10 protein-coding genes are annotated in these 12,180 nt (G+C 67.3%); 2 read left to right on the top strand and 8 right to left on the bottom strand.

The window, feature by feature from the left end; genetic code table 11:
• Nucleotides 1-201: 201 nt before the first annotated feature.
• The 4 genes from AC07WJ_RS25805 to AC07WJ_RS25790 all read right to left on the bottom strand — a co-directional run bounded on the left by AC07WJ_RS25805 (nt 202) and on the right by AC07WJ_RS25790 (nt 6,170).
• Nucleotides 202-1,524, bottom strand: a complete 1,323-nt coding sequence (locus AC07WJ_RS25805; protein ID WP_494937535.1) for a hypothetical protein — start codon at nt 1,522-1,524, stop codon at nt 202-204.
• A gap of 353 nt (nt 1,525-1,877) precedes the next feature.
• A complete protein-coding gene (locus AC07WJ_RS25800) occupies nt 1,878-2,513 on the bottom strand; it encodes a hypothetical protein (RefSeq protein ID WP_494937534.1) in 636 nt (211 codons plus the stop codon).
• A complete protein-coding gene (locus AC07WJ_RS25795) occupies nt 2,510-4,534 on the bottom strand; it encodes an alkyl/aryl-sulfatase (protein ID WP_494937533.1) in 2,025 nt (674 codons plus the stop codon). The genes AC07WJ_RS25800 and AC07WJ_RS25795 overlap by 4 nt, the downstream gene beginning before the upstream one ends.
• Before the next feature lie 25 nt (nt 4,535-4,559).
• On the bottom strand, nt 4,560-6,170 hold the full coding sequence (locus tag AC07WJ_RS25790) for a GMC family oxidoreductase (RefSeq protein ID WP_494937532.1): 1,611 nt from the start codon (nt 6,168-6,170) through the stop codon (nt 4,560-4,562).
• Between the two features lie 337 nt (nt 6,171-6,507).
• Between AC07WJ_RS25790 and AC07WJ_RS25785 the strand changes: the two genes are divergently transcribed.
• Together AC07WJ_RS25785 and AC07WJ_RS25780 are read left to right on the top strand one after the other, a co-directional pair.
• The gene (locus tag AC07WJ_RS25785) at nt 6,508-6,861 is read left to right on the top strand and encodes a VOC family protein (RefSeq protein ID WP_494937531.1); all 354 of its coding nucleotides are present in this window, start codon (nt 6,508-6,510) and stop codon (nt 6,859-6,861) included.
• A gap of 54 nt (nt 6,862-6,915) precedes the next feature.
• Nucleotides 6,916-7,239 (top strand): NIPSNAP family protein, encoded by a 324-nt coding sequence (locus AC07WJ_RS25780; protein ID WP_494937530.1) that lies wholly within the window; start codon nt 6,916-6,918, stop codon nt 7,237-7,239.
• 403 nt (nt 7,240-7,642) lie between these two features.
• Here the strand turns inward: AC07WJ_RS25780 and hutX are convergent, their stop codons facing one another.
• The 4 genes from hutX to AC07WJ_RS25760 form a co-directional block, all read right to left on the bottom strand.
• Nucleotides 7,643-8,182, bottom strand: coding sequence for a heme utilization cystosolic carrier protein HutX (gene hutX / locus AC07WJ_RS25775; RefSeq protein WP_494937529.1), 540 nt, complete (start codon nt 8,180-8,182; stop codon nt 7,643-7,645).
• Nucleotides 8,183-8,191: 9 nt separating this feature from the next.
• Nucleotides 8,192-8,533, bottom strand: coding sequence for a heme-degrading protein HmuQ (gene hmuQ, locus AC07WJ_RS25770; RefSeq protein WP_494937528.1), 342 nt, complete (start codon nt 8,531-8,533; stop codon nt 8,192-8,194).
• Nucleotides 8,534-8,573: 40 nt separating this feature from the next.
• Nucleotides 8,574-9,893, bottom strand: a complete 1,320-nt coding sequence (locus AC07WJ_RS25765; protein ID WP_494937527.1) for an energy transducer TonB — start codon at nt 9,891-9,893, stop codon at nt 8,574-8,576.
• 67 nt (nt 9,894-9,960) lie between these two features.
• Nucleotides 9,961-12,168: a TonB-dependent hemoglobin/transferrin/lactoferrin family receptor gene (locus AC07WJ_RS25760; protein WP_494937550.1), complete on the bottom strand. Its 2,208-nt coding sequence runs from the start codon at nt 12,166-12,168 to the stop codon at nt 9,961-9,963.
• Between the last annotated feature and the right edge of the window lie 12 nt (nt 12,169-12,180).

The following is a 12,180-nucleotide window of genomic DNA, read 5'->3' as shown; positions in this document are numbered from 1 at the left end:
GCCGGGGTGATCCCGCCCACGGCCGCGCTCACGGCAAAACACTCAACGCAATCAACCCTCTCCCAAAGGGAGAGGGTCGGTTTCGACGCGCCTTTCCCCTCCCCTGACCTTCGCCCCGTCAATGGCGGAGGTTCAGTGATTTGCCGTCCGCAGCTGTCAGGACCACAGCACCGCGGCCGGCAGAACCGGTTGAGCGTGACCTCATGCGACCTGGGCCGTCGCCTGTACGAGATAGTCGCTCGCCGGCACCTCTTCGAAACCCACGCATTCCGACGCGATCTGTTTCTCCGCGAGGTCGGATCGGAAAGCATAGATCTCGTCGATCCGGACGGATGCCTCGATCATCCGGATCCATTCCGCCGGATCGCCTGGCACGATCGTGCCCCGATCCTCATGTCCAACGCCGACAAAGCGGATCAGCACGGTGTCGGCCACGATGCAGACGTCGAAGCTGAGATCCTCGCCCTGGCCGCGGGTCCCGACCATCACGCGTGGAGCGGCGCCGCGCGTGCGCAGCAGCCGCAACAGATCGGAGGGGCGGGACGACCCCGACAGGCCCTGGAGATCGATGACCAACGGACCGGTGGGGCCGCGCGTCGGCAGGACCTCGCAATCGCCACTGAACAGGTTCGCATATTCCAGCTGGATCCAGGTCAGTTCACCGTCGTCGAAATTCATGTGCAACGCGCCATAGGCCCAATAGTCGAGACAGGGTCCGACATCGCCGCCGCGCGGTGGTCCGAGCAATGCGCCGATCTCGCCGCGGCTGGCGGGAAAGCCGATCGGGCCCAAACGTCCGGTGGTGAGAAAATCGGTCAGCGCGATCGGCGGACGGAGCTGCCGTCTTTGCCAGGAGTGCTCGGGACCGGCCTTGGCCCCCTCCATCGCTCCGCTCAGATAGGCGCCGGGTTCGATCCAGCGGATCGCGGCGTCATCGGGCTGCCGGCACCATTCGATCGTCTCGAGGCGCGCGAAACCATCCGCAAGCCCGCCGATGGCGGCTGCCGGAAGCCGGACGCCCCGCGGCGGAGTTCCGCTGCCGGCGGCAGCGAGGTCGCCACGAAAGACGATCGTGACGGTTTTGGCGCGCAGCACCAGCCGGTAGCCACCCTCGCCTGCCTCATCGGAATAACCGACCTCGACGGGCACGCCGGCCGATACGAGCAGATCGATGACGGCGCTCGGCCGCGCGGCGCCGTCGAAGTCGAGCATGAGCACCACGCAATGATCGGCCAGGGACTTGGGACCGGGAGTGGGAAACCGTTCAGCCGGGCCGCCCAACAGCATGAGCGGTGCCGCCGCGTAGCCGATGTCGACCAGGCGGATGCTGTCGGCCGGTCGCCCATCCGTCGGGCCGGACACGACCAAGCCGCCGAAGTGCCAGGTCCAGGTCTGCGCGTCACGGCAATCGATCCATGCCGGAGCACCGAAGGCACGCGCGATATCGGCAAAGGAGGCGCCGTCACCAACCGGCCCGAGGCGACCCGTGACAATGGCATCAAGAAGCGAGATCGATCTCGGCATGGAACGGCCCATCCCCGTGGCGTTGGCTATTCACAAGAGGGCCCGATCACGCCGAGGGCCGCGTTCAGGAACTTCTCAACCATCGTGCGGCGCCCAAAGCATTTTCCTTGCGCAAGATCTCACGACCGGCCCTGGTCGAGGACGCGGAGATGGCGCAAACCGCGACCGTGCCCTCGAGATCTCTTTTTCTTCGGATCCACAGGCATCTCGATAGCACGCTGACCGGCCTGCCGTGCAAGGCCGCCACGCGCACCGACAGCGGCCACGCCGCGCGCCTTTCCCGTGGCGAGATTTGTTTCGATCGATCTTTTCGTCACGCGCGCAGGCTCTGCCCCAAGCCGGCCGCGAACCGCTTACGGCACGGCCGCTCGGCCGGCGGCGGCCCGCCATGGCAGTCGCTGGCCGAGATCGGCCGTCGCGGCCGCGGCGATGGTGTCGTCGAGCATGACGAACCGGTTCCGCAGCGCGGCGACGGCCTCGTCGGCGCCGTCAAAGGCCACCAGTCCGTGGGCCAGCGCCTGACGCGCGCTCATGCGCATCGCGACCAGTCGCTCCAGCACGGCGCGATGGGTGATGATGATCGCCTCGCCCGGCCGTGGGCCGTCGACATGGATCTCCACGGCAAGCCCCGCATGCGCCGGCGCCAGGCGCGCCCATAATCCGGAATCGGCGAGGTGCAGCGCAAAGCCCCGTCGATCGTCGGGCGCGGCAAGGCCGAGGCCGCGTGCCAGCACGTGGATCCTGGCGGTCGCCTGCCAGAGGCCGGCCGAACCCGCGACGATCGGCGCGGCCGCATCCGGCGGCAGCACCTCGTCGCGCACGGCTTGCCGGATCGCCACCGCAACCGCCATGGCGAGCGGATGCGAGACCCCGAAATTGCCGTCGAAGACACCGTCGAAACCGCAGGCCCGGGCCGGCGGAGCGCCCGGCGCGCCGGCGAGAACGAGGCCGGCGGCCAAAGCCGCGGCGAGGCGCCGGCGCACGGTCATGGCGTCGCCCCACGCGGTTCGACGATCGGGAAGAACGGCGAGAACTCGTCGAGCATGGCGGCCAGCTCGCCGAACTTCAGGGGATTGCCGGTAAACGTCACCTCGCCCGCGGCGATCGCCGCGGGAAAGGTCTTCTGCCTGAGCAGGATGGCGTCGAAGGTCGCCCGCGTCAGCGTGAAGCCGCAATCGGCATTGGCGGCGAGCCTTCCCGGCATGTTGGTGAGCGTCGAATTCTCGAGATTGAGAACGAAGGTCTGGTTGGTGTCCGAGAAGGTCCAGTTGATGACGATACGCTTGGCCTCGGCCTTCTCGGCGTTGAGGCGCACGGCGATATAGTCGAACAGGAGGTCGAGCGGGATGGCGCTCAGCATTTCGGCGGTCACCGTCGAACCGCCGGCGCGGCGCATGATACCGGAGCGCAGCTCCATCGCTCCCATCAGATAGGCATTGCGCCAGGTGCCGGCCTCGGCCTGGTAACCGAGCTGTTCGAGCGCCGCCGCGCCCAGCTCGCGCGCCTCGCGATTGCCCGGCTCGGCAAAGACCACCTGGTTCATGATGCTGGCGACCCAGCGATATTGGCCGGCCTTGAAGTCGTCGCGGGCGCGCGCGATCACCGCCGCGGCGCCGCCCATGTAGTCGATGGTCTTCCTGGCGGATTCCACCGGCGGCAAGGGTTGCAGATTGGCGGGATTGGCGTCGTACCAGCCGAGATAGCGCTGGTAGATCGCCTTGGCATTGTGGCTGAGCGTGCCGTAATAGCCGCGCACCGACCATTCGCTGGCCAGGCTCGCCGGCATGCGCAGCGTCTCGGCGATCTCGGCCGGCGTATAGCCGTGGTTGAGCAGCCGGACGCTCTGGTCGTGGATGAACTTGTAGATGTCGCGGTGCTTGCGCAGGTAGGGCTGGATCCGCTCCGCGCCCCAGACCGGCCAGTTGTGCTGGGCGATCACCACGTCTGTCCGCTCGCCGTAGCGCTCCAGCGAGTCGGCGATATAGCGCGACCAGGCGCGGGCGTCGCGCACTTCGGCGCCGCGGATCGTGTAGAGATTGTGCATGGTGCCGGTGGTCAGCTCCGCCATGTTCAGCACGCGGAACTGCGGCAAATAGAGCGTCATCTCGGCCGGCGCCTCGGTGCCCGGCGTCAGATGGAACTCGATCTCGACACCGTCGATGGTGCGCGTCTCGTAGTCCTGCCTGATCTCGTCGGTCGGCGCGATCAGCGTGAACGAGCCGCGCGCCACGGTCCGGCCGAGCCCGGTATCGACCTGGCCGCGCGGCCCGGGCGGGATCATCGAGCCGAACTGGTACCAGGCGCGCCGGCTCATGGCATTGCCGGCGATCAGGTTCTCGGCGACGGCGAATTTCATGAACTTGTCGGGCGCGATGATCCTGACCCGCCCAGCCCGCACATCCTCATCGGTGGTGATGCCCTTCACCCCGGCGAAATGGTCGGCATGGCTGTGGGTGTAGACCACCGCCACCACCGGCCGGCGCGGCCGATGGGCGAAATAGAGGTCGAGCGCGGCCTTGGCGGTTTCGGTCGCCAGCAGCGGGTCGATGATGATCAGGCCGGTATCGCCTTCGACCACGGTCATGTTGGAAATATCGTAGCCGCGCAGCTGGTAGACGCGCTCGGCGGCCTTGAACAGGCCGTGGATATTGTTGAGCTGGGCCTGGCGCCAGAGGCTCGGATTGACGGTCGGCGGCGCCTCGCCATTGAGGAAGTCATAAGGCTTCATCGACCAGGCGGTGAGGCCGCCCGCCCCCGCCGGCCCGGCGATCGTGCCGTCGGGAATGGCGGCGATGAAACCGCGCCGGGCACTGTCGAAATCGGCGCGATCGGCGAAGTTCAGCGTGCGCAGCACCGCCTCGTTGGCCGCTCGCGTCGCCGGTTCGGCGTCGCGCTGAAGGGGCGCCGCCGGTGGCGCGGTTGCCGGCTGGGCGATCGACGGCACGGCCGCTCCGGAGAGAGCGCAGAATGCCAGTGCGATGGCGAGACAACCCGGTCGCCTCTTGGTCATGGTGATCTCCCGCTCGTCGCGCTGTTCAGGACCGGATCAGGTCGGCGGCCTTTTCACCGATCATGACGGCCGGCGCATTGGTATTGCCGCCGATCAAGGTCGGCATGATCGAGGCGTCGACGACCCGCAGCGCCTCGACGCCGCGCACCCGGAGCGCCGGATCGACCACCGCCATGGCATCGACGCCCATCTTGCAGGTGCCGACCGGGTGATAGACCGTGTCGACCCGGCGGCGCAGCACGTCGACGATCTCATCGTCGGTCTCGACGCCCGCGGTGTACATGTCCTTGGTCCGCTGGGCGGCCAAAGGCGGCGCATCCATGATCCGCCGGGTGATCTTGAAACCCTCGACCATGGCCGCGACGTCGTCGGGATGGTCCAGGAAGGCCGGATCGATCGCCGGCGGGCTCAGAGGGTCCGGGCTGGTCAGGCCGACATGGCCGATGCTCTTCGGCCGGAGCAGGCAGACATGACAGGAAAAGCCATGGCCGAGATGCTGCTTGCGGGCATGGTCGTCGACGATGCCGACGACGAAATGCAGCTGGATGTCGGGCGCCGGCAGATCGGGCCGGGTTTTCAGGAAACCGCCGGCCTCGGCGAAATTCGAGGCCAGCATGCCGCGCCGCTCGCGGCGATAACGCATGATCTCCTTGACCAGCCTGACCGAGCCGGCCGGCGACACGCCCATGAGGTCCTGGCTGCGCGACTTGTAGTTGAAGATGAAATCCGGATGGTCCTGCAGGTTCCGCCCGACACCGGGAACCTCCGACACCAGGGGAATGCCAAAACGGTTGAGCTCCGCGCCGGGACCGATGCCCGACAGCATGAGCAGCTGCGGCGACTGGAACGCACCGGCCGAGATGATCACCTCGCGGCGCGCGCGCACGATGCGGGTTTCCTTACCGACGCGATATTCGACGCCGACCGCGCGCTTGCCCTCGCACAGGATGCGGCTGGTGCGGGCGCGGGTGCGCACATCGAGGTTAGGACGCTTGCCGATGAACGGCAGGAGATAGGCGCGTGCGGCGCTCCAGCGCTCGCCGTTCTTCTGGGTCACCTGGTAAAGGCCGACGCCTTCCTGGTCCTCGCCATTGAAATCCTCGGTCACCCGGTGCTGCAAATGCCGGCAGGCATCGAGGAAGATCCCTGGAAACGGATTGTCGGTGCGCAGATCCGAGACCGCGAGCGGGCCGTCGCGGCCGTGCAGCGGACCATCAAGGCGTTCATTCGCCTCGGACTTGAGGAAATAAGGCAGCACATCGGCATAGGACCAGCCGGCATTGCCGAGACTTGCCCAATGGTCGTAGTCCCATTTGTTGCCGCGGACATAGATCATGGCGTTGATCGCCGAGGAGCCACCGAGGCCACGGCCGCGCGGCTGATAACCGATCCGGCCGCCGAGCCCCTTCTGCGGCACCGTCGCGAAACCCCAATTGTTGATGCGCGTCGGCAGCATGGCGACCACCGCTGCTGGCGTGTTGACCACCAGGCTGTCGCCGCCGCCGCCAGCCTCGAGCAGCACCACCCGGGTCGCAGGATCCTCGGTCAGCCGGCCAGCCAGCACCGAACCGGCGGAGCCGCCGCCGACAATAACAAAATCCGCCAGACCATCATCAGACAGGCCGTCACCGGGCATGCTTCCCTCCCTTGGGCCCGCCGGCCGGCGATGCTCCCCGCACGCGGCCAAGCCGCGCGGAAGTGATGCATCATGCCGGGCCGTCCGGACGTGGTGTTCCCTTCGAGGTCCCGGGTCGAGGCCATGGTGTGGCTCCGCCTGCTTTTGCCTGGGACCTTCGGTGCCATGAAAGGCGCGAAGCTCTTCGAGCGCAAGCGCCGCGGTCGGCACGCGGCCGGACCATCCTCGCTTTGACACTGGACTTGACCTCGCGCCGCGTCGAAAAGGCCGGTAACAGCGGAACGAAGGGATCACGCCGCAAGCGATGCGTGCCGTGTCCGGTCCCTGGGAGAGCCCATTGCTACGCCGTATTCGCACCATCATGGTCTTCGTCGGCGATCCCGAGGCCGCCGCCCGCTGGTGGGCCGCCGTCTTCGACGCCGAGGTCCAGCGCGATATCGACGGCCAGAATGTCTATGCTTGGCTTGATCTCGACGGCATCGAGCTCGGCTTCCATCCGGCCTCGTCCAGAAACCCCGTCGGCGGCAGCACCGTGCCCTACTGGGCCGTCGAAGACCTCGCCGCCGAACGCCAGCGGCTGCTCGACGCCGGCTGCAGTCCTCATCGCGGCCCGCTCGACGTCGCGGCGGGACGCCGGGTCTGTCAGCTCGTCGACCCCTTCGGTTTCATTTTCGGGCTCGATGGCCCGTGACGGCGGCGCCTGCCAGGCCGGCCACCTCCCCCACCAAGCACCCCGGAGCTCCCGATGATCACCTGCCATATCCGCTACGTCGTCGACCAGGACAAGCTCGCCGAATTCGAGACCTATGGCCGGATGTGGCTGGAGCTGCTGCCGCGCTTCGGCGGCGTGCATCACGGCTATTTCCTGCCCTCGGAGGGCGAGAGCGACATCGCGCTCGGCATGTTCAGTTTCGAGAGCTTCGCGGCCTATGAACAATACCGGCAGGCCGCCGCCCGTGATCCCGAGGTCGCCAAGGCCATGGCCTATGCCCGGGAAACCCGCTGCTTCCTGCGCTACGAACGCTCGTTCTTCCGGCCGGTTACCAGCGAGCCGCTGTTCCCGGGCTGAGGCGTTCAGTCAGCTCGACACTCTGTGCTGTTCCAACGCGGCGCCCCAGTTAGCGCCCATTCGAGTCCTCGCACGAGAACCACCACCTTCACCTCTCCCCGCCGGGGAGCGGTCAGGAGAGGGGGCACGGCGCTCCACGACGAAGCTCCATGCGAAATGCGTAAAGCCTTGTCCTCAATCGTCAATTCCCCCTCTCCCGGCGCTGCGCGCCGACCTCCCCGCCGGGGGAGGTGAAGCGCGGCGGCTCCCGCGCGCAATCTCGAAGGGTGGCGAATTGCGCCTGGTGCTGAACCACGCGAACGACGCTCCGCGCGCGCCGTCTACTCAAAGACCCACACACACAAAAAAAACCGCGCCCGCCTAGCGGGCGGACGCGGTTTCAACAGTGTCCGGCAACTTCCGCTCAGGCGTAGCGGGCGCGCAGTTGCTCGAAACGGCCGGTCTGCTCCGGCAGCAGTTCGCGCTTGTCGTCACGCCGCACGAAGACCTTGAACATGGCCTCGCCGGCTTCGTTGTAGAACTGGATCGAGCAGGACCGCCGGCCATGGAACACCCGGTCGACAAAGCCGATCTCGCGGCAATTGTCGGCCTTGATGTGGCCGCCGATCGGGCTGTCGCCGTGAACGTTGAACCAGCCGTGGCCGGCGCTGCCGGCCGGCAGCGTGCCGTGGCATTCGAGCACGATGTCCGGCGTGTTGACGATGAACAGGATCTCGCCCCAGCCGGTCATGTCCTGCCAGATGTCGCCGAAGGCCGCGGCCGGCGCGAACACCGCTTCGGCCGCCGGCAGCATGGCCAGCACGTCGCGCGAGGCGACGCCGTGCTGGCGTGCCACCGCTTCGATCACGCCGTCCGGCTTGGCGGCAAGCGCCGCGCGGGCGGCGGCGAGCCGATCGTCGGCCGAAGCCAGGGTATCGCTCGAAGCCAAGGCTTGCGCAGTCATGTCAGATCCTCACTCGGCAGCCGCGCTGGGCACCGACCGGTTGTCGTCGATCAGCACGGCCTCGAAGCCTTCGAATTCCGGATGACCGATCGACAGCGGCTTGCCCTGGCCGGCGCGGGCGTGGGACTTGCGGAACTGCTCGGAATTGGTCCAGGCGGTGAAGTTCTCCTTGGTCGCCCACACGGTGTGCGAGGCGTAGAGCGTGTGATCCTCGCGCTCCGGGCCCTTGAGCAGCGAAAATTCGATAAAGCCGGTCAATTCATTCAGGTATGACTGGCGCGAACGCCAGACCTGCTCGAACTCGCCCTCTTCGCCCTTGATGACCTTGAAGCGATTCATCGCGATATACATGGTTTGTCTCCTGTGTCTCTCGACAATCTTATAGTGGATTTCAGCGGAGATCGTAGCGGATTCCCGCGGTGAAACTCATTGTCGTCGGCCCGCCCTCCGGCATGGCCGGGAACGGCACCGCACGGCGCAGCATGGCGATCGTGGCCTGGTCCAGAATGGCGGCGCCAGACGAGCCGGCGAGCGACGAGGCCGTCACCTGGCCGCCACGGGACAAGGTGAAGGCGATGACCGCGCGGCCGACGATGCCGCGGTCGCGGGCCTGGTCCGGATAGACCTTGAAGCGGGCGAGATGGGCGAGCACCCGCTGACGATAGGTGGCGACCGCCGCGGCACTGGCCTGGGCGCCGCCCGAGGCGGCATTGCCTGACGACGCCTGGCTGTTGCGCGTGCCGGTGCCTTCGCCTGCCGGCGCCGAGCGCCGGGTCGCCGCCTGCACCGGCTGCGCCGGACGGCGCTCGGTGGTCGGCTCGCGACGCGGCGGGGTGACCTGGGCGCGGACCGGGCGCTGTTCGCGGCGCACCACCGGCGGCGGCTCGCGCCGGATGACCGGCTGGGTGACCGGCGTCGGCGGCGTCGGCGCCGGTGTGACGATGGCCTGCACCGGGGCCACCTCGGTGGTGGTCGCGACCGGCACCGGATCGGGCTGGACGACCGGCGGCGGCGCCTCGGTGACCTGCTGCGGCGTTTCCGGCGGTGGCGGCGGCGCCTCGGCCTGCTCGGTCACCGGCTGTGGCTCGGGCGGCGGCTGGACGGCCGTTTCAGCCGGCGGGGGCGGCTGCTGCGGCTCCACCGTCTCGGTGGTGGGCGGCGCCTCGACCGGTATCTCGACGCCGGCATTCACCCGGGTGGTGTTTTCCGTGCCGCTCGCGGTCTCCTGCTCGGCCGGTGCACCGGCCTCCCCGGCGACGATCTCGACAGCGACGGAGTCTTCACCGTCCGAGGGCGATTCGACGGTCTGCAGCCCGAGATAAAGCGCGAGCGCGAGCGCCGCCGCATGCAGGCAGACCGACGCGACGACGGAGAGGGAAACCCGCCGGCGGACCTTGTCGGCGACGGTGGGAATGGTGTTCGGATCGCCCAGCACGACCGCGGGCGGTGCGGCGGGCGGGATGCCCAATTGCGAGACGGCTTCGGCACTCGCCGCGCCATCGAGCGTCACCGGCGGCGCGCTGCCCGCAACGGCATCGGCGGCGGCAATATCCCGGCCGACGGTAAGGGCCGGAGCCACCAGAACCGCGGCCTCGTCCGAACCCGTACCGCCCGGCATCGGCCCGAAGAGCAGCAGCGGCTCGTCCAGGCAGGGTGACGGCAGCGGCGGCGATGGCGGCGCCAGGATCGGCTCGGATCGATCGTGCGGCATGGCACGAGGCCGGGGGGTGTAGGCCCCCCGGCCGCTTGCCTTCCGCGCGGTCGATGCCCGGCGCATGTCAGAACCTCGCCGAAACGTTCATGGTGAAGGACCGGCCCGGCGCCCGGAACAACTCGAGATTGGCGTTATTGGCCGCGATGCCGTTCACGTCGATGGCGTTGAAGTAGCGGGCATTGGCGATGTTCATGATGCCCGCATTGAGCGTCACATTGCGGTTGATCTCATAACGCCCGAGCAGATCGAAAGTGGCGTAGGCGCCCGGCTTGTAGGTCGACACGCCCGGCTGCTGGCCCGTCGAGTCCACCAGGGTCTTGGCCGCGGCCGCCTTCATGCGTGCCTCGACGCCCCAGCCCGACCCGCTGTCGTAGCGCAGCCCCGCGACGCCGGTCAGCGGATCGACCGAATTGATCGGCTGATGGGTGATCTGATTGGTGCCGCGTGCATAGGCAACCGCACCCGTCAGGGTCCATTCCGGATTGATCCGCCATTCACCCTTGGCCTCGAAGCCGTAGATGACGACCGAGGAAACGTTCTGATACTGGAAGATCGTCGTGCCCGGCGGTATCGACGGGGCACCGCCATTGTTGACCACGACGGTGTCGATGAAGTCGTGATAGCGGTTGTAGAAGGCCGAGACCTGGAAGCTCGAACCGTTGCTGAACCGGCCGCGCAGACCGGCCTCGAAGCCATCGCTGGTCTCAGGCTTCAGGTTGAAGTTCGGCAGGATCTGATAGAACTGCGACGGGTTGGAATAGGCGAAGTTGGCGTTGTCATAGGGCGGCGCGCGGAAGCCCCGGGCATATTGTCCGAACAGCCGATAATTCTCGTTCAGATCATAGGTCACGCCGAGCTTCGGCGACACCGCGAAGGCCGAGACGTTGCCGATCGCGAACCCCGGATTGGTGTTGTAGAACGCAGCATCCGGCCGCGGCGTCAGATGGTAATAGTCGAAGCGAATGGCCGGGATGATCCGCAGCGCGCCGTATTGGGCGGTATCCTGAATATAGAAGGCGGCCTGGGTCGTGCGCGTGTCCGGGAAGCTCTTGTTCGGGAAGATTTCGCCGCCGATCGGCCCCGCGATCGGCAATCCCGTCGTCAGGTCGGTCTGCGTCCGGTTGCGCGGGCGCGAGGTCATGGTGAAGTCGGCGTTGATGCCGTAGATGACGTTGTGATCCCAGCCGGCATATTGGCGCTGGGCCGAAAACTGCAGGTTGGTGCCGAAAATGACCTGCCGGAAATCGAAATCCGACGTCCGCAGCTGATTGGCCGGCGCCGGAGCCGGAGCCGGCGGGCTGCGGCGATACTGGTCCTGATGCTCCTGGCGGTCGAGATCGGTCCAATAGACCAGGGCGGTCACCTGGTCGGCGATCGCCCATGACAGCTGCTGCGTCCAGTCGAGGCTCAAGCGAAAGCGCTTGTTGGTGTCGTGGGCAATCGAATCCGCGACGCTCGTCGACCGGTCGGTGAGGAGATTGGTCGCCACGCCGCGCCACAAGGCCTCACCGGTCAGGCGCCACCGTCCCGAGTCCGGCGTCTCGTAGATCAGCTTCATCAGCAGGTTGTTCGATTGGTAGTTCTGCGGGTTCGCCCGGCGGGTCGCCGAATTGATCAGCGTTTCGGTGCCGTCACGCCGGGTGAACAGCAAGAGGCCTTGCCACGGCCCTTGCCGGGCGGCGCCCGTAATGGTCTCGGCGAAGCTGCGATCGACGCTGTTGAAGCTGAGCTTGGTGCCGGCATACCAGTCGCGGCCGACTTCGCGCAGATAATCCTCCGGATCCTTGGTCACGTAGGACACGACGCCGCCGATGGCATCGCTGCCGTAAAGCGCGGATGCCGGCCCCCGGATGATCTCGACCCGCTTCAAGCTGTCGAAGTCGAGGAAGTCGCGGGTATAGAGACCGGCGCCGGCATTGCTGCCCGGATAATCCGGAACGCGCACGCCATCGACCTCGACCCGCACGCGGTTGTCGCCAATGCCGCGGATCCAGTAATTGCCGGAGCCGGCGCGCGTCGGCGTATTGCCGACCGCAATGCCCGGCTCGTTGCGCACCGCGTCGCGCGGGCTCTGGATCAGTTGACGATCGATCTGCCGATCGGTGATCACAGTCACCGTTCCCGGCGAATTGAACACCGTCGACGGCGCCCTCTCGGCGCTCACCGTGATCTCATCCAGGGCGGTCGAGGTCCCCGCCGGCGCCTGTTGCGGCGCAGCGGCCGGAGGGCTCTGCTGGGCCTGTGCAGTGCCGAAGCCGGCCGCCAAAACCATCAAGGAAACCGA

Source organism: Phreatobacter sp. GW821-FHT04C01, from assembly GCF_059420385.1.
The sequence above is the reverse complement of the archived record's forward strand: the minus strand, read 5'-3'. Positions and strand labels throughout refer to the sequence as shown.

What these genes read in the sequence shown, in the direction of transcription:
- AC07WJ_RS25760 (WP_494937550.1), bottom strand. Translation starts at nt 12,168, where the DNA reads ATGGTTTTGGCGGCCGGCTTCGGCACTGCACAGGCCCAGCAGAGCCCT.
- AC07WJ_RS25765 (WP_494937527.1), bottom strand. Translation starts at nt 9,893, where the DNA reads ATGCCGCACGATCGATCCGAGCCGATCCTGGCGCCGCCATCGCCGCCG.
- AC07WJ_RS25790 (WP_494937532.1), bottom strand. Translation starts at nt 6,170, where the DNA reads ATGCCCGGTGACGGCCTGTCTGATGATGGTCTGGCGGATTTTGTTATT.
- AC07WJ_RS25800 (WP_494937534.1), bottom strand. Translation starts at nt 2,513, where the DNA reads ATGACCGTGCGCCGGCGCCTCGCCGCGGCTTTGGCCGCCGGCCTCGTT.
- hmuQ (WP_494937528.1), bottom strand. Translation starts at nt 8,533, where the DNA reads ATGTATATCGCGATGAATCGCTTCAAGGTCATCAAGGGCGAAGAGGGC.
- AC07WJ_RS25780 (WP_494937530.1), top strand. Translation starts at nt 6,916, where the DNA reads ATGATCACCTGCCATATCCGCTACGTCGTCGACCAGGACAAGCTCGCC.
- AC07WJ_RS25795 (WP_494937533.1), bottom strand. Translation starts at nt 4,534, where the DNA reads ATGACCAAGAGGCGACCGGGTTGTCTCGCCATCGCACTGGCATTCTGC.
- hutX (WP_494937529.1), bottom strand. Translation starts at nt 8,182, where the DNA reads ATGACTGCGCAAGCCTTGGCTTCGAGCGATACCCTGGCTTCGGCCGAC.
- AC07WJ_RS25805 (WP_494937535.1), bottom strand. Translation starts at nt 1,524, where the DNA reads ATGCCGAGATCGATCTCGCTTCTTGATGCCATTGTCACGGGTCGCCTC.